The organism is Shewanella woodyi ATCC 51908, from assembly GCF_000019525.1.
Lineage (GTDB): Bacteria > Pseudomonadota > Gammaproteobacteria > Enterobacterales > Shewanellaceae > Shewanella > Shewanella woodyi.
This window is the reverse complement of record NC_010506.1, coordinates 140,067-157,099: the sequence shown is the minus strand read 5'-3', so window position 1 is coordinate 157,099 and position 17,033 is coordinate 140,067. Positions and strand designations below refer to the sequence as shown.

The 17,033-nt window shown below is 43.3% G+C and carries 14 protein-coding genes; 10 read left to right on the top strand and 4 right to left on the bottom strand.

The genetic code is table 11. The features are described 5' to 3' along the window. Nucleotides 1-50: 50 nt before the first annotated feature. The gene (locus SWOO_RS00675) at nucleotides 51-740 is read right to left on the bottom strand and encodes a DNA-3-methyladenine glycosylase I (protein ID WP_041417449.1); all 690 of its coding nucleotides are present in this window, start codon (nucleotides 738-740) and stop codon (nucleotides 51-53) included. Nucleotides 741-1,232: 492 nt separating this feature from the next. Here SWOO_RS00675 and SWOO_RS00670 point away from each other — a divergent pair, with 492 nt between their 5' ends. Both SWOO_RS00670 and SWOO_RS00665 read left to right on the top strand, forming a co-directional pair. After that, nucleotides 1,233-2,141, top strand: coding sequence for a LysR family transcriptional regulator (locus tag SWOO_RS00670; protein ID WP_012322778.1), 909 nt, complete (start codon nucleotides 1,233-1,235; stop codon nucleotides 2,139-2,141). A gap of 121 nt (nucleotides 2,142-2,262) precedes the next feature. Then, a complete protein-coding gene (locus SWOO_RS00665) occupies nucleotides 2,263-2,916 on the top strand; it encodes a glutathione S-transferase family protein (RefSeq protein WP_012322777.1) in 654 nt (217 codons plus the stop codon). A gap of 189 nt (nucleotides 2,917-3,105) precedes the next feature. Here the strand turns inward: SWOO_RS00665 and SWOO_RS00660 are convergent, their stop codons facing one another. After that, entirely contained in the window at nucleotides 3,106-3,636 is a 531-nt protein-coding gene (locus SWOO_RS00660) for a thioesterase family protein (protein WP_012322776.1), read from the bottom strand. 212 nt (nucleotides 3,637-3,848) lie between these two features. Here SWOO_RS00660 and SWOO_RS00655 point away from each other — a divergent pair, with 212 nt between their 5' ends. Continuing rightward, a complete protein-coding gene (locus SWOO_RS00655) occupies nucleotides 3,849-4,973 on the top strand; it encodes an FAD-dependent monooxygenase (protein WP_012322775.1) in 1,125 nt (374 codons plus the stop codon). Between the two features lie 76 nt (nucleotides 4,974-5,049). On the opposite strand, the gene prlC is transcribed toward SWOO_RS00655, so the two are convergent. Beyond that, nucleotides 5,050-7,089: an oligopeptidase A gene (gene prlC, locus SWOO_RS00650; RefSeq protein WP_012322774.1), complete on the bottom strand. Its 2,040-nt coding sequence runs from the start codon at nucleotides 7,087-7,089 to the stop codon at nucleotides 5,050-5,052. Between the two features lie 303 nt (nucleotides 7,090-7,392). Between prlC and SWOO_RS00645 the strand changes: the two genes are divergently transcribed. The 3 genes from SWOO_RS00645 to gorA all read left to right on the top strand — a co-directional run bounded on the left by SWOO_RS00645 (nucleotide 7,393) and on the right by gorA (nucleotide 10,294). Beyond that, nucleotides 7,393-8,169 (top strand): hypothetical protein, encoded by a 777-nt coding sequence (locus tag SWOO_RS00645; RefSeq protein ID WP_012322773.1) that lies wholly within the window; start codon nucleotides 7,393-7,395, stop codon nucleotides 8,167-8,169. Between the two features lie 118 nt (nucleotides 8,170-8,287). Continuing rightward, on the top strand, nucleotides 8,288-8,797 hold the full coding sequence (locus tag SWOO_RS00640) for a hypothetical protein (RefSeq protein WP_012322772.1): 510 nt from the start codon (nucleotides 8,288-8,290) through the stop codon (nucleotides 8,795-8,797). A 141-nt stretch (nucleotides 8,798-8,938) separates the two neighbouring features. Then, nucleotides 8,939-10,294, top strand: coding sequence for a glutathione-disulfide reductase (gene gorA, locus SWOO_RS00635; RefSeq protein ID WP_012322771.1), 1,356 nt, complete (start codon nucleotides 8,939-8,941; stop codon nucleotides 10,292-10,294). Between the two features lie 109 nt (nucleotides 10,295-10,403). Here the strand turns inward: gorA and SWOO_RS00630 are convergent, their stop codons facing one another. Then, on the bottom strand, nucleotides 10,404-11,297 hold the full coding sequence (locus tag SWOO_RS00630; protein ID WP_012322770.1) for a LysR family transcriptional regulator: 894 nt from the start codon (nucleotides 11,295-11,297) through the stop codon (nucleotides 10,404-10,406). Nucleotides 11,298-11,522: 225 nt separating this feature from the next. Between SWOO_RS00630 and SWOO_RS00625 the strand changes: the two genes are divergently transcribed. From SWOO_RS00625 to SWOO_RS00610, 4 genes are all read left to right on the top strand, one after another. Beyond that, nucleotides 11,523-12,368, top strand: a complete 846-nt coding sequence (locus SWOO_RS00625) for an enoyl-CoA hydratase/isomerase family protein (RefSeq protein WP_012322769.1) — start codon at nucleotides 11,523-11,525, stop codon at nucleotides 12,366-12,368. A gap of 161 nt (nucleotides 12,369-12,529) precedes the next feature. Next, complete coding sequence (locus SWOO_RS00620; RefSeq protein WP_012322768.1) at nucleotides 12,530-13,336, top strand: SDR family NAD(P)-dependent oxidoreductase; 807 nt, start codon at nucleotides 12,530-12,532, stop codon at nucleotides 13,334-13,336. Nucleotides 13,337-13,606: 270 nt separating this feature from the next. Beyond that, nucleotides 13,607-15,916: a toxin-antitoxin system YwqK family antitoxin gene (locus SWOO_RS00615; RefSeq protein ID WP_012322767.1), complete on the top strand. Its 2,310-nt coding sequence runs from the start codon at nucleotides 13,607-13,609 to the stop codon at nucleotides 15,914-15,916. Beyond that, nucleotides 15,917-16,972: a toxin-antitoxin system YwqK family antitoxin gene (locus SWOO_RS00610; RefSeq protein ID WP_012322766.1), complete on the top strand. Its 1,056-nt coding sequence runs from the start codon at nucleotides 15,917-15,919 to the stop codon at nucleotides 16,970-16,972. Nucleotides 16,973-17,033: the final 61 nt, after the last annotated feature.

The following is a 17,033-nucleotide window of genomic DNA, read 5'->3' as shown; positions in this document are numbered from 1 at the left end:
CTTGGCGAACATCCACCAGCCCTACCGGGCTGGTTTTTTTGCTTAAAAATTTAAATTCGATTGTCCCCGACACTGCAAGCAAGCACTCGGCTGATATCAGCTAAACTGCGACCAGATTGCTGCTGCCAAGTATTAAAGACCCCCTGAACCTGTTTTAAACCGCTCTTGGAGCTAAAACCAAAGTCAACCAGCTTATGAGAAGTGAGGTAGCCTTGCACATCCCCAGTAAGCAAAAAAGTATCTTTGCCTATCGCTCGCAGAAAATAGGGGCCAGTATTGCCACCTAATCGAGTACCACGGCGTTTAAGCACTGCCCAAAGTTGTGTGATCTCTTCACTTGGCCAGTTAGCGATATATTCAGCCAAACTACCGTGCTCACGGGCAATATCATGGGTCATCAAGGCATTATCATAGATAGCCATGGTCTTCTTCATATGACGAATAAGATTAGGATCGCTCGCCCGCTCCTGTAACTGCTCAGGAGATAACATCAATACCTTGTGTGGCTCAAAACCAAAAAAAGCCTCTTCATACGCCGACCATTTATTCTCAACGATTCGCCAGATAAACCCTGATTGGAATACCTTTTTACTCATCTCAGAGAGAAGTTCAGCATCTTTATATTGACCAATCTCATCTGGCGTCAAACTGGAAGTAAGCAAACTTTCAAGGCTCTCATCTCCCCCCTTACGCTCACTTGCTCTTTGATAAATAGTTGAAAAAGATTCTAACTGGCTCATATTTTTATACTGACATTCAAACAAATATTGGGCTCTATAGTATGAAAACAATAAGAGAAAGCAAGCTAGAGAGAGAGGGATTAGCAACGAAAAATGATCCCAGAGCTGCTAGTAAAGCCAGGTTTTAGCCACAACCCCATCTCACTAAATCCACTTAAGGCATCTTAAGCTGTCAACTGCTTTTTAGGCGAGTTGTCCATTGAAGAGCTAACAGTCATTCTAGTGCCATAGGTTCGGCATCACTACTGAGTCCCCCATAAACGACTATAATTGCCAACCTATTTACCGCCGCTAATGACCCCATCCATTAGCGGCTTTTTTCTCTCATCCCCAAGCTCCATTGATAGCGGCTACTATTGCCCTAAAGTATTCTGGACAAACTCCTCTCTTCGCCCTAGTTTTAATAAACAATCTTTATATACCTTGGCTTGTTGCTAACTATCAATAAACAAAGAGTGGGCTTGAGCTGAGGTACTACATGAGGGGATGGTGATGGACTCAGCTCAGCTCTATCGAATGTTAGTGTTTGCTAACGTGGTCGAACAGGGATCCTTAACTGGAGCGGCTGATGAGCTAGGGATCAGTCGCTCTATGGTGAGTCAACACCTTAAAAAGTTGGAGCTGAGGTGTGAGACTCAGCTGATTGAGCGTACAACACGCAAGATGGCGCTAACGGAAGATGGCCAGCAACTTTACCATCACTGCGCTGAACTCTTGCTACTGGCGAAACAAGCTGAAGAGACCACTCAGCCAAAAAGCACTGAGCTCAGGGGACGAGTGTCATTATTAACCCCTATCTGCTTTGGTGAGCAGTTTATCACTCCCCATATTGGTGAGTTTCGTCGACAGTTTCCTAAACTCGAGATCAACCTTCAATTAGATGACAGGCGCATCAACCGCTTGGAAAACAGTGTTGATATCGCCATTCAAAATGAGACTCAACAACCAACAGATACCAGCTTCATCAAACTAGGTCAGTTCGATGAATATATCGTGGCTACGCCAGAGTATGTTCAACAGCATGGTTCTCCCCTACATCCGGACATGCTGTTAAACCACCAATGGATATTGCAAACGTCGACTCATCTGCCTCAATCATTCCTGTTAGAGAACAGCTATGGCGATAAATTTACCATTAAGGTTTCTCCATTTATTTGCTGCAATAGCAGACATGGAATTTCGCAGATGGTTAAGCAGGGAGCGGGTATTGCTATATTGCCCAGCTACTTAGTAGAAGATGAGATAGCACAAGGTGAGTTAATACATATTCTACCTGACTATCACCTCGATGAAGGTGGAGTCTACGCAATTCACCCATTCGACAAAGTTATCCCCCCAAGAGTAAAAGCATTTTTAGACTTTATCCAAATCAAGATGAAACCTGAGAATATGAAAGATTGAATTTGATACGGAACTGAGTTAAGAATAATAAGCTAGAGTTACCAATAACAGCAGTCGAATTAACTACTGCAAACCTAAAAACGAATACAGTCACAAAAGCACAACGATCTAGGAGGCGGGAATGGAACTGTTTTATCACCCTCTCTCCCGTTATTCGCAAAAAGTCTTACTTGCACTCTATGAAAAGCAGGCAAACTTCTATCCTAGAGTAGTAGAGCTTTCCGATCCCCTCTCCAGACAAGATTTTTGTCAGTTTTACCCTCCGGGGAAAGTGCCGCTACTTAAGAGTAAGAAGGGAGTACTGCTGCCTGAATCCAGCATTATTATTGAGTACATAGATAATGAGTTTTCTAAAAAAGGCACTCGCTTGCTCCCAATTAGCCCCTCACTCGCTCTTGATACTCGACTACAGGACAGATTGATCGATCTTGAGCTCAGTAATGTACTTTTTGAGTATGAGCAGCAAAAACTTAACCCTGAGGACACCAATCATATAAAGCTTAAACAGTTAGAAAAAAGCATCAAACGCTTTCTGCAATACCTCGATGATATTCTCGAAACTAGCCACTGGGTATGCGGCGACAGCTTAACCTTAGCCGATTGTGCACTCATCCCCTGCCTACTCTACGCTAAAGATCATTTTCAAATTTTTAAATATGACAACCTAAGCCGTTACTGGGCTCAAGCTCAGTTGCGAGGAGCCTACCTGCAAGTAAAAGAGGAGATAGAGTTAGCCGAAACAGAGGTATTAATAGGCCGCAGGCCAATACCATAATAGCTCTAAGCTAACTTCTAGGCTTGAGTACTAGCTGGTTCTAGGCTCTAGGCTTGAGTACTAGCTGGTTCTAGGTTCTAGGTTCTAGGTTCTAGGTTCTAGGTTCTAGGTTCTAGGTTCTAGGTTCTAGGTTCTAGGTTCTAGGTTCTAGGTTCTAGCAAAAGCTTAATCATTAAAATGCAATGGGTTCTACATGTTTTGCTCTTTCTTTAACTGCAAAAACTCCTTCCATTTCACCACTTCTGCTGGCAGTTCAGGGGCAGGGCCTTCAAAATTGACCTCTTTCACCATGGTATCAATCGGAACTTGTTTACCCTTACACACAAACACACCACGTACATGCACGATACAGTGCAGGGTATTGTCACTGACAAACCTTTGTTCAATATAGAAATACTTTTCATCCCACCCTACTAGCCTGGTTTCAATCTCAAACTTAGTAAAAGGTTTTATATCTCTGATATAGGTGAACTCGGCCGCATTAACAATCGGCATCCATTTTAGTTTAATAAAACGGTTCAAAAAGCCCATTTCAGCCAACATATAGGTTCTGGCCAGATCCAAAAATGCAGGATAACGAGAGTTAGTCACGTGAAAATTGATATCACAGTCACAGGGCAAAGCACGATAAGCAATACGGCTGGTGCCTAAAAAACCGATAGAGTTACAGTGGCGTACACGCCAAACAAACAACCAAAACAGCCTAAAATAGAGATTCATCTAGAACTTAGCCCACATCCTTGAAAATTAAGAGCGCAAAGGCTAACAAAGGTCATACCAGATAACAAGACAAGCTATACCACCTATCCTCTCTCGGCTTTTAAACTAACTCACTCTCATGCACTTAATCGGGTCGATAAGATCAGCTATGGATAAACTATTTATATGCCATACTGTGGAAAATTTTCCTTTGATAAGCATAAAGATAATCGATGAAAATCTTAATTGTTGGCGCAGGAATAGCAGGATTAGCTCTCGCTCGCCGCCTTGACCAGTTACAACAAAAATACACACTAATTGAACGATCACCAGGGTGGAGTCAGGATGGTGCAGGGATCTGTTTACCTGCCAATGCTGTAGCTGGTTTAGAAAAGCTAGGTTTGAAAGATGAATTACTTCAGCTCTCCTACGCAGTGCAGAAGATAAAATATGTAAAACCTAACGGTCACTTACTATCTTCGGCTTCTCTACTTACTCCACCATTTAATGATCAACCTTTCCTTGCCCTTCCTAGGGCTAAGCTTCTGGCACTATTACGCAAAGACATGGAGAGTAAAGTCACTTTCAATACCAGTCCACGTAACATAGAGCAGCTAGATAAAGGAGTTAGGGTCACCTTTAGCGATTCCCGTATAGAGGAGTTCGATTGTGTAATAGGCGCAGATGGTATCAACTCACAAGTGCGTGAACTGACATTTAATCAGCCGGAGCTTGAAGATCTACAGGTGACCAATTGGCGATTTTTAATCGATCAACCAACAGCCGGTCTTCAACCAACCTACTACTTAGGCTCAGACAGCTTCTTTATGCGCTACCCAATGCCAGACAACAAGGTTTACTGTTACGCACATGTGTTGGATAAAGGTCATCAATGGACAAAGCTACAAGACAAGCAATGGCTATTAAAACGTTTTAAGGGCTTTGAAGATAAAGTAGTAGAAGCTATTCAGGCAGTAGCTTGCGATGAAGATATTATTCCCGGTCGCCTGCAATCCGTCGTATCTAGAGAGGTATACTCGGGCTCAGTTTTGTTAATTGGTGACGCACTGCACGGCTGCCCTCCTGCGCTACAGCAAGGTGTTGGCATGGGACTGGAGGATGTTCACTGCCTTGCGGATCTACTCGATAAGCATCAAGACCTTGATACTATTTTCAACCTCTTTAAACAACAAAGATTAGAGCGAATATCTTGGGTCATCGACGAGTCTAACCGGATCATAAAATTAGCCTCTAAAGGTCGAACATTCTTGGGAAGGGTCATACGTAACTTTGTTGTCAGAAAAGGCGGTCCAGCAAATGTAAATGGCTGGCGCAAACTACTCCTGTGGGAAAGCTAGCTCTGAACTTGATGAATATGAATATAAAAAATGCCAATCGATTTAAACCGATTGGCATTTTTGAGATTAAACAGACTTAAGCATTGATCCCTGAATGACGCAGCAGGGCATCAATTTGTGGCTCACGGCCACGGAATCGTTTAAATAGCTCCATCGGCTCTTCACTTCCGCCCATCTGCAGTACGTTTTCAAGGAAGCTGCGGCCAGTTTCCGCGTTAAAGATCCCCTCCTCTTCAAAACGAGAAAACGCATCAGCCGAAAGTACTTCAGCCCATTTGTAGCTGTAGTATCCAGCGGCATAACCACCAGCAAAGATATGGGCAAAGCTGTGTTGGAAACGGTTAAAATCGGCAGCCTTAATGACAGCAACCTGACTACGCACCTCATCGAGCTTACCCTGAATATCTGCACCCTGTTGTGGGTCATATTCCAGATGCATTCTGAAATCAAATAGAGAAAACTCCAGCTGACGTAGCATCCCCATACCCGATTGGAAGTTTTTAGCCGCCAACATCTTATCTAGCATGGCTTTCGGCAGTGGCTCACCGGTTTCATGATGACCAGAGATCTCAGCCAGCGCTTCCTCCTCATAGCACCAATTCTCCATAAACTGGCTTGGTAGCTCTACCGCATCCCAAGGCACGCCATTGATACCAGAAACTCCAGCCACGTCTATCTTGGTCAGCATATGGTGAATGCCGTGACCAAATTCATGGAATAGTGTCGTAACCTCATCGTGAGTAAAGAGCGCAGGCTTACCATCAACAGGTGCATTGAAGTTACAGGTTAAGTAAGCAACTGGATTTTGCAGGCCGTTAGGCGTCTGACGACGAGCACGGCAATCATCCATCCAAGCGCCACCACGCTTGCCTTCACGGGCATAAAGGTCGAAGTAAAAGCTACCTCTGTGCTCACCTTCGCTGTCCTCTATCGTAAAGAAGCGCACATCTTTATGCCAAGAATCAAACTCTTTCTGCTCGGTGATATTCAGCCCAAATAGGCGATTTACCGTGTAGAAAAGGCCTGATAAAACTTTGTCTTCAGGAAAATATGGGCGTAAAAGCTCTTGAGAGATCTCATATCTGTGATGCTTTAATTTCTCTGCATAGAAGCTCAAATCCCATGACGCTAATTCAGTAACGCCATACTCCTGCTTTGCAAATTCGGTTAACTCAGCAAGCTCAGTTTTACCTTGCTCTTTGGAGCGTAGTGCCAACTCATTAAGAAACTCGAGCACCTGCTCTGGGCTTTCAGCCATCTTAGTGGCTAGAGATTTATGGGCAAAGCTATCGAAACCTAGTAGCTGGGCAAGCTCATGGCGAAGTGACAATATCTCATCCATTAACGGACCGTTATCAAACTCACCGGCATTAGGCCCTTGGTCTGAAGCTCGGGTCACAAAGGCGCGGTAACACTCCTCTCTGAGCTGACGATTCTCGCTATAGGTCATCACAGGCAAGTATGAAGGGAAATCTAAAGTAAATAGCCAACCGTCTTGCTCTTTCGCAGCAGCCATCGCTTTTGCTGCGGCAACGGCAGATTCAGGTAGTCCAGCCAGCTCAGCTTCATCAGTCACTAGCTTGGTCCAAGCCTGAGTGGCATCGAGTAGCTGATTTGAAAAGCTACTGGTTAGCTCAGACATACGCTTAACCAACTCTCCATAACGCTGCTTATCAGTATCATTTAGCCCGATCCCTGACAATTCGAAATCTCGTAAGCTATGCTCGATCACAGTTTGCTGCGCCTGAGTCATCTGCTCAAACTCTGCCGAAGCTCTCAATGATTTATAAGCCTGATACAGGGGCTGATGCTGACCGACAAAAGTGCCATATTCAGATAGCAGTGGCAGACAAGCATCGTGGGCTGCGCGCCACTCTTCCGTACTCACAACTGAATTCATATGGGAGACTGGAGACCAGATCTTACCTAAGGCATCATCCGTCTCCTCAAGTGGAGCAACAAGATTATCCCAGGTGAAAGGCACTGTTTGGGCTAATACTTCATCGATTTTACTACGACAATCTGCAATGCCTTGCTCAACAGCAGCTTGAATATGTTCAGGTTTAATCTTGGAAAAAGGGGGTAAAACGGTGCTGGTTAGCAAAGGGTTGCTCATGATTATTCCTCAGCATCTGCGATAGAGAGAGATTGGAGCGCTGAAAAAAGCGCAAAAATCTGATTAAGATAGATATGGGGCTTTTACTTCAATATTCAAGTAAAACATTTATGCGCATAATATGGCTGACTATCAGGCTAAATAGGCCAATACTTTGACCCAGCTCAAAAAAATACTTTACCAAATCTTTACACTGCCGGAGTTGATAAGCCGATCGCAAATACAAAGCGTTATCATTTACACATTAAAGCTGAGCTGTATCATCCGCAAAACTGAGACACCTAGCCTATATTTGAGTCATATATGAAAAACACACTGACACTCACACTACTAACATGCTTGATCAGTATGGCAGCTCCTGCTGCGGCTGACACAAATTCGGCTATCGACGACTCCCATAGCACTAACAAATTCACGCCAAATCAAGACAATGAAACACAGTATTTAATCGATCTAGGTTGGGACTCTGATTATATCTCAGAGGGGCGAAACAACTTAGACAAAGGCGGCATCTTTTGGAGCAGCGCCGCTGTTCAACATGGAAACCTCAATGTCTACGCCACCATGGGCCGCGCCGATAGCCAGCACTACACCGAGTGGAATTTAGGCCTGGAATACAGCATAGCGCTGACTGAAAACTTGGAAACCACTTTAGGCTACCAAAGAATAGAGTCTTATGGTGATGAGCGTTGTAGCGACAATGAGCTGTTTGGCTCACTTAGCTACTCAGGCGTAGAATGGCTGACTCCCTCGATTAATTACACCTATGCCACAGAGGCCAGCGGTTACTTTGTCGAGGCCAGCCTACACAGCAGTTGGGAGCTTTTAGATGGGTTTACATTTACCCCCTATGTAACTCAAGCCTTTGACTTTCAATATGCAACCGAAGATCACAATGGTCCGAACCATTTCCAGTTTGGTGTCGAAGCTGAGTACCAGTTAGCTCAAAATGTCATTATCTCTGGGCATGTTAGTCACACGATCGCGCAAGAAGATATCAAACTAGAAGCTAAGATGGATGAAGTAGAATCCAGTTTAGATCAAACCTTTGCTGGGGTTCACTTAACCTGGGTATTCTAATACCAATTAGGTTAAATATCGGTTTGAAAAAGTCACTCTTGTTGACTAGATTTATAGTCTTGATACAGATAGAACAAAGGACAGGGATTGTCTTTAAACTCTCACAGAGGAACATGGAATGTCACTCTCTCATACCCCAAGGCTGAATGCTGCGACTCATTTACCACTGCTACTCACCATTTTATTTCTCAGCCTAATCCCCCCTTCCCATGCTAGTAACTCCAAACCCTTACCGCTGGGCTCCGTACTCGACAGTCAAGGTAACCCCATACAGCTACCATCAAAACAGGAGAGTGCACTGGAGATCCCCTCGATAAAACCAACCAAAGAGTATCAATCCACTCCCGCTAAGAGCAGAAAGAGAAGTCAAAGTAGATCAAAAAAGAGCAAGCTTTCGCGTAAACAGCAACTTGCCAGTCGAACAAGTGTGGCCAATGATCCCGGCTGTCGCTGGCTCGATGCACGTATGGATCACCTTGAAAGAAAGCTCAACGATAAGGGGAACTCAAATGCAAATAGCTACCATAAAAAGGAGCTAAGTATCAGAGAGCAGGAGTGGAAATGCTTGAAGTGCGGCGCCGAGGGACCCAAGCAGACAGATCATGACCATTGCCAATATCGACGTTAGTTTTTTAGCGAGCAATAAAATGATTAGCCATCAGGTCTACTCCTCCAGTCAGAGCACGAATAATCAATTACTGGTTTGCGCTTAGTTTTCCCCCTACAATGTGGACAATGATTATAGTGTATAACCCTTCTGGAGATAATAATGGCCCAACATTTTGACTATATCTGTCTTGGCGCAGGTAGTGGTGGTATAGCATCGGCAAACCGAGCGGCGATGCGCGGTGCTAAGGTACTATTAATCGAAGCAAAAGCCTTAGGTGGAACCTGTGTCAACGTAGGCTGTGTCCCTAAAAAGGTGATGTGGTACGGTGCTCAAGTCGCTGAGGCACTACATCTATACGCTAAAGACTATGGTTTCGATGTCACCGTCAATAAGTTTGACTGGAACACCTTAGTTGCCAGCCGTGAAGCCTATATCGAAAGAATCCATGGCTCATACGATCGTGGTCTTGAAAGTAACAAGGTCACACTCGTCCGCGGTTATGGCCGCTTTGTTAATGAGCGCACCATAGAGGTTGATGGCCAAGAGTACACAGCTGATCACATTCTGATCGCCACAGGCGGTTCACCTAGCATTCCCAATATTCCTGGTGCTGAACATGGTATCGATTCTGACGGTTTCTTCGCGCTAAGAGAGCAACCTAAGCGTGTTGCTGTTATCGGAGCTGGTTATATTGCCGTAGAGCTTGCCGGAGTACTGCACTCACTTGGCAGTGAAACCCAACTTTTTGTCCGTAAGCATGCACCGCTACGTAGCTTCGATCCTATGCTAAGCGAAGCGCTAATGGAGTCAATGGCAACTGATGGCCCGACACTTCATACCAATAGCACCCCAGAATCGGTCAGTAAAAATGCTGATGGCAGCCTAACCCTTAAGCTTGAGAATGGCGAAAGCTTCGAAGTCGATAGCCTCATCTGGGCGATTGGCCGTAAACCTTCAACCAACAATATCGGTCTGGAAAATACCCAAGTTAAGCTAAACGATCGTGGTTATGTGGTTGTCGACGAACAGCAAAACACGACCAATCCAGGTATCTACTGTGTCGGTGATATCATCGAAGGTGGCGTTGAGCTAACTCCAGTTGCCGTTAAAGCTGGCCGTCTACTTTCAGAGCGTCTATTCAATGGTATGGCTGATGCTAAGATGGATTACACGCTTATACCTACGGTAGTCTTTAGCCACCCAGCTATCGGTACCATGGGACTTTCAGAGCCTGAAGCCGTTGCTCAATACGGTGCAGAAAATGTTAAGTGCTACACCTCAGGTTTCACCTCCATGTACACAGCGGTCACGGCGCACCGTCAAGCCTGTAAGATGAAGCTAGTATGTGCAGGCCCTGAGGAGACCGTTGTCGGTATTCACGGCATAGGCTTCGCCATGGATGAGATACTGCAAGGTTTCGGTGTTGCCATGAAGATGGGCGCAACCAAAGCGCAATTTGATGCCGTTGTCGCAATACACCCAACTGGCGCCGAAGAGTTCGTTACTATGCGTTAATTGCTTTATAAAGCTGCGTCTTACACGATAAAGGTACTGACGCAGCTATATTTAACTCGATTCGATAGCATTAAGAAAAAATATACATAAAGCGAAACACTCCTGACACTTAAGTATCCCAATATGCAGGAGTTCCGTAATACACTGAGAAATAGTCAATAAAAGCCCTTATTTTGGGAGCAAGAAGTTTTGAGCTCGGGTATATTGCCCAGATTGATGCATCGTCGATTAAGGGGTAATCTTTTAAAATTTGAATCAAATCACCTCGTTTCAGATGTTCGTAAGCAATCCAAGTTGCGCACATAGCAACCCCCATACCATTGATACATGCATCTCTTACTGCTTCGCCCTGATCAACACGTACGTTTCCCTTAGTATTAATATTCACGTTTCCGTTTAAAGTCTCAAAAGTCCAACCTTCTAAGCCCTTAAGGTTAATACATTGGTGATCTCTAAGCTCCTCAGGGCTACTCGGTTGTCCATTTTCACGAATATATTCAGGAGAGGCACATATTATTCGTCTATCTACAGCTAGCTTTCTTGCAACTAAACTCGAACTTTTTAATTCAGAATTTCTTATTCCTACATCAAATCCACCTGCAACTAAGTCAACCATGGTATCGGTTAACTGTATGTCGACGGAAATAGCAGGATGCTGAGTAAGAAACCCTTTCAATGCGGGCATTAAATGCATGCGACCAAATGAAGATGGCGCAGAAATTTTTAGTACTCCTTGAGGTCTTGTAAGTCCTTTTCCTACAGATTCCATAGCTTCATCTACCCGAAGAATAATCTCCTCAGCATGGGGCAGAAACGTTATCCCCTCTTCAGTCAACGAAACCTTTCGAGTGGTGCGATGAACTAGACGCGCGCCTAAGGTTTTCTCCAATCGATTAATGTGAATACTTGCAAGAGGAGGAGAAAGGCCCAAATCTTGTCCTGCCTTGCTAATGTTATTTGTCACCGCAAGCCGAACAAAAAGTCTAAGATCTTCAATATTCATCTCTATCCTTATTGAACATAAAATATGACAACTCTTCGTCGTCAAAAGATTTAACTCTTCAGTTCTATCTCCTTAAATAACATAACCCACTTTTATTAAAGAATGTTTATAACTGTTTTATTAAACAGTCCAATTATCATTTCAGCAACACATTGTTAACCTTACTTTCAATTGAAAAATAAAGTATCTAAAACGCCATAGCAAGGTATTACAAGGAATACGATCATGACTTATGAAGGTTACAAAACATTTAATGCAAAACTTGAAGATTCAATCCTTACCATCACTTTTAACTTCGGTTCGGTGAATCTACAAGGTCTTGAGATGATATCGGATTTGAACTCTCTTGCGATGCGACTGGAAAGAGATCATGAAGTAAAGGTTGTTATATTCCAGTCAGCAAACCCAGAGATCTGGGTTTGCCACTACGATACTAATCTTCTTAAAGATCTTTCAACCAAAGCCGTTTCACGCAGCGAGGTGGAACTTCTAGATTTACAAAAAGTATTAGATCGCATCAGTAAATTACCTCAAGCAACCATTGCTAAACTTGAAGGCTTTGCACGCGGTGGGGGACATGAATTCGCTCTTGCGTGTGATATGCGTTTTGCAGCACGCGGTAAATACAAATTCATGCAGATGGAGGTTGCGATGGGTATTCTCCCCTGTGGTGGAGGTGCATCTCGTATGGCACGTCAAACAGGGCTAGGCCGCGCACTAGAAATAATTCTTAGCGCCCGAGATTTTGGTGCAGATGAAGCAGAAGCATACGGCACTATCAATAAAGCACTAGAGCCAGATGAAATTGACGATTATGTAAAAAACCTAGCTCAGCGTATTGCTAGATTTCCCGCAGAGTCGATTAATGCTTGCAAGCGAGCGGTATATGAATCTATCGATCAACCGATTGAGGAGGCCCTTAAGGCAGAAGCATATTGGCTTTACCAGTCAACCAGTAAAACAGCTGCTATTAAACGTTTTACAATTGCTGATGAACAAGGGTTACAACACGATATCGACAACCAGCGTAATTGGGATGATTTGGTCATGAAAGTTCAGGATATTAACTAATACCAGATTAACTAAACACTAATTAATAGTAAGCTTCAACGCTAACTACGGTTATCTATTCAATACTATTTATTGCCTTAGCTATATATAAAAATCACCTCCTAGTGAAGCCTGTACTTACTAGGAGGTGACTCTTATATCGCTATTAACGGAGTTCCTCAATGAAAAAAGTTATTCTTATTACTGGCTCTACAGATGGCATAGGGCTGGAGACTGCTAAAGCTCTTGTTTCAAACGGGCACCATGTACTAATCCATGGCCGTAATCCAACTAAGCTAGCAGACGTTAGTGAAATATTATCAGGGTTAGCAGGAGCAGGAGTGGTTGAAAGTTACTGCTCTGATCTATCTAACCTTTCCGATGTTGAAGCACTCGCTGATACAATTATGGATAAACATCAAAAAATTGATGTGCTAATCAATAACGCTGGTGTATATAAAACTGTCAAAATAGATACGGAAGATGGCCTAGATGTTCGCTTTGTTGTAAATACCATAGCGCCATTTTTACTTACGCAGCGGCTAGTAGACCTATTTGATACCTCAGGTCGAATCATCAATCTTTCATCGGCAGCCCAATCTCATGTCGATTTAGACAGTTTAACCAGACCCAATAATGATATTGAAGACAGTAACATTTACGCACAAAGTAAGCTGGGTCTAATCATGTGGTCAATCTATATGGCAGAGCAATACAAAGAGAAGGGGCCAGCAATTATCTCGCTCAATCCAGCCTCGTTATTAGGAAGTAAAATGGTAAAAGAGGCCTATGGTATTAAAGGGGGAGACTTAAACATCGGTGTCGATATACTTTGCCGTGCCGCACTTTCAGATGAGTTTGCCAACGCTTCGGGTAGATACTTTGACAATGATGTAGGCCGATTTACATCACCTCATCCAGATGCGCTAAACACCTCGAAAAATAAAGCGTTAGTCGCAAAAATAAAGTCAGTTTTAGCAAATAAATGACGAATGCACTGTGCGGAAAACCGTCCCCTTAATTTTCGTAAAAGTGAACAGCCTAAAATTGATGAAAAAGCAATAAATAGACTGAAGCCGATACAGTAGATAAACAATGCTTCCGCCACAAAGAACAGACGAATACATCAAAAGGTGAATTGTAAAAAGATGATAAAACCAACCTGATTTACTCCGAGATTCTAATTTTATGTATAATGCAGACAATGGAGTAATTGATATAACTAGATTTTAACAAGATATTAAGTCAGGGAAGTTTTAATGCATTTTTACCAATCCATAATCGCAAGCCTCATCATGGTTAGCGTAACACTAATCAGTTTACCTGCATCAGCAACACAAAATATCTCCTCCGCCATGATAGAGGTTCGTCAGCAAGACGGAGTTGGTTTTTATTACAACATAGCCAATGGTATGGCACTGAATGGCGATATCTCTATCGTCAGGGATAACCAAGGCTATACCTTAGGGCAATTCTCACAGGGGCTTCCAAACGGTCAATGGCAAGTCTTTCTCCCCAACAATCAAAAGCTGGTCGATGGCCTGTACCTCAATGGCTACCAAGATGGTAAGTGGCAGCTGTTTGATATGAGTGGTGGCATAAATGAAATTCAGCACTATATCAAAGGTGTGCCCACTGGCCGCTGGGAGCAATATAATCGTCAAGGCTCTATCTATCAAACCACGGATTATAAAGAGGGCCAAAAGTCCCTTGTAAAACGATTTTTCAATAGCGGCAAATTACAGGCTAAAGAGAGCTATTTAGATAATCTTCGACATGGTTTATGGGAGAGTTACCATGAAAATGGCACATTGGCGCTCAGTCAGCAATATGCTAATAACCAAGTATCAGGCCCCTATCTAGAACAAAATAACCAAGGGCAAACCTTAGTCAAAGGTCAATACAATGCTGACGGACAACGCCAAGGAAAATGGCTGAGATCCTATGATGATGGCACGCCTGAAAGTGAAACCCACTATGAGGCAGATAGCCGTAATGGCAATGCTCTTGAATATCATCCCAATGGTCAGGTCTCAATTCAATCACACTATCAAAACGATCTACGCCAAGGAGAGTTACTGCGTTACAGTGACAATGGAACCTTGTTGGAGAAAGAGCAATACAAAAATGGGCTATTAGATGGTGCTCAGTCCTACTACAACCTTTCTGGTGTATTGATCATTGAGCAGAACTATAAAGAGGGCAAACAAGCTGGCACTCAAAAAACCTATTTTGATAATGGTGAGCTAAAAAAAGTCACCAACTATCACACTTCAAACTTAACTGATAACGACCAATATCCACTTCAGGGAATACAAGAAACCTATGACTCAGAGGGCCGGTTAATCTCAAAAGGCTATTATGAGATGGGGCTAAAACAGGGAAAGTTTGAGCGTTATCGGCAGGGGGTTATCCATAAACGGGAACAGTGGCATGCAGGTGAACGTCATGGGGACCAAATCGTCTACTATGATAAAGATACGGTACGTAGCCTAAATCAGTATAAGCAGGGAAAACAAACTGGAACTGCTGAGAGCTACTTTGAAGACGGCACTCTAAAGGAGCGTGGAACCCGAATTGATGGCAAGTGGGCAGGTAAATATGAATCATTTTACGATACAGGCTCTCCACGAGAGCTTATTCACTACGCCACAGAAAAAAGCGACTCAAATTATCGTTTCCCATACCACGGCAACTATGCCCGTTGGTACGCAAATGGCGATCCCAATGATGAAGGTAAATACCTTAACGGTGAAAAAGAGGGTCTTTGGCTTCATTATCAACAAGGACTAGTCAGCCGCAAGCAAACCTTTAAAGAGGGCAAGCTTAATGGCGATTATGCTGAATACTATAACGGCCGCAGACGCGTCACAGGGCAGTATTTAGATAATCAAAGAGATGGACTATGGACAGACTATCGCTATCAAGAGAGCGATCCCACCTTTGGTACCATCCCTGAGGGCAATATCTATCGTACCAGTCAATATCAACAGAATAAGCTAAATGGCCTTCGCGAATACTTCAGCTTTAAAAAAATACGCTATCGCAGTGAAACCTATAAAAATGGTGAGCAAACAGGTCCCTACGCTGAGTATTACGTCGACAACGGTCAAGTAAAGCGTCAAGGAGAGATGCTTGAAGGAAAGCAGATTGGCCATTGGGAGCTTTGGTTTGAAGATGGCATGCAGTCCTTAAGTGTTGAGTTTCTTGATGGAAAACAACATGGAAAGCAACTTGAGTACTACAGCAATGGTCAGCTAAAGCAGCAAGCACATTATGCAAAAGGTAAACTAGATGGCGAGCTTATTCATTACTTTCAAACAGGTAAGAAAAAGTATCAAGAGCAGTGGCTCAAAGGGCAAAAGGAGGGAGAAGCCAGCTACTTCCACCCTAACGGTAAGTTATCTGAAAAAGGCACCTATTTAAGAGAGAGAAAAGAGGGATTATGGCAAAGTTACTGGCCCAATGGCGAGAAACGCAGCGAAGGCAGCTACATTAGCAATCGACAATCTGGTGACTGGGTCTACTATGATCAATTCGGTAAGCTCATTAAAACGGAGCATCACTAATTGTCATTCAATAAGCCTGTAAAGCTTAGCTCTAATCCTATAGCGTTAATTGTAACACTGCTGTTTTTTAGCGGCTGTGAGCAGGTGCCAACTCATCCCATTAATGAAGAAGAGCTTGAACAGATAGAGTGCTCGGAAACAGAGGAGCAAGGGCTCACCATCAATCAAGATTGCCTAACGGGTTATCGTGGTAAGCCCTTTACTGGCATTGGTGTTAGCACCAGCATGTATGGCAATCATTTCAACGCAGCTCAATATAAAGACGGACTAAAACACGGCTTTAGCTTTTCAGCTAACGAAGTACATCTCAAATTCCAAGGTTGGTTTAATCAAGGCCTCAAAGATGGTGAGCATCTGGTTTACCACTATAAAAGTGATAAATTAAGAAGCCGCACAATATATCAAGAGGGTGAAAAGCTAACTGAAGATTTCTATACCGAAGAGGGTATTATCAATAGTTTTAAACGATTTGATGGCGAAGATATAGTCGAGAGCATTAGCTACGAAAAAGGTCGAGAATGGATACATACCTATTTTGCTCAAAATGGTGAGAAGCGACAACGCTGGAAACGCTATTATGCCAATGGCCAGCTCTCCAGTAATGGTGAATTTCGAGATGAAGATCTAAAGAAGCTTAATGAAATCACTTATTTCTTTAGCGGTAAAATTCGTACCCAATTCAACTATGATAGGCAAAGTAACCGTTCACAACTAGATACGTACTGGCCCAATGGCTATCGTCAATCAGAGAAGCATTACATCTACCCCTCCATCACGCTTGACGGGAAAGTACTCAGATTTTGCCAAGAAAACGGGCAACTGCAAGCCATAGAGCATTACCGTAAAAATATTGAACATGGATTGTTCGAACAGTTTTACTGTAACGGGCAACTACAAAAGCGCGAGCACTATGCCGATGGCATCATTATAGATAAGCAAGTTAAAGTCTTCCATGAAAATGGCCAGCTCATGATACTCAGGAAACTAGACGGTAAAGGAAAAGAGGTTAGCAGCAAGTATTACGACGAAACAGGCAAGCTAACATATCAAGAGTAATGCTATTGGTATCTCTCCTATTAAAAATAAACCCGGCATATAGCCGGGTTTATCGTCAATC

Bases quoted from the DNA above. Each gene is read 5' to 3' on its own strand.
- SWOO_RS00675 (WP_041417449.1), bottom strand. From the start codon at position 740: ATGAGCCAGTTAGAATCTTTTTCAACTATTTATCAAAGAGCAAGTGAG.
- SWOO_RS00670 (WP_012322778.1), top strand. From the start codon at position 1,233: ATGGACTCAGCTCAGCTCTATCGAATGTTAGTGTTTGCTAACGTGGTC.
- SWOO_RS00665 (WP_012322777.1), top strand. From the start codon at position 2,263: ATGGAACTGTTTTATCACCCTCTCTCCCGTTATTCGCAAAAAGTCTTA.
- SWOO_RS00660 (WP_012322776.1), bottom strand. From the start codon at position 3,636: ATGAATCTCTATTTTAGGCTGTTTTGGTTGTTTGTTTGGCGTGTACGC.
- SWOO_RS00655 (WP_012322775.1), top strand. From the start codon at position 3,849: ATGAAAATCTTAATTGTTGGCGCAGGAATAGCAGGATTAGCTCTCGCT.
- prlC (WP_012322774.1), bottom strand. From the start codon at position 7,089: ATGAGCAACCCTTTGCTAACCAGCACCGTTTTACCCCCTTTTTCCAAG.
- SWOO_RS00645 (WP_012322773.1), top strand. From the start codon at position 7,393: ATGAAAAACACACTGACACTCACACTACTAACATGCTTGATCAGTATG.
- SWOO_RS00640 (WP_012322772.1), top strand. From the start codon at position 8,288: ATGTCACTCTCTCATACCCCAAGGCTGAATGCTGCGACTCATTTACCA.
- gorA (WP_012322771.1), top strand. From the start codon at position 8,939: ATGGCCCAACATTTTGACTATATCTGTCTTGGCGCAGGTAGTGGTGGT.
- SWOO_RS00630 (WP_012322770.1), bottom strand. From the start codon at position 11,297: ATGAATATTGAAGATCTTAGACTTTTTGTTCGGCTTGCGGTGACAAAT.
- SWOO_RS00625 (WP_012322769.1), top strand. From the start codon at position 11,523: ATGACTTATGAAGGTTACAAAACATTTAATGCAAAACTTGAAGATTCA.
- SWOO_RS00620 (WP_012322768.1), top strand. From the start codon at position 12,530: ATGAAAAAAGTTATTCTTATTACTGGCTCTACAGATGGCATAGGGCTG.
- SWOO_RS00615 (WP_012322767.1), top strand. From the start codon at position 13,607: ATGCATTTTTACCAATCCATAATCGCAAGCCTCATCATGGTTAGCGTA.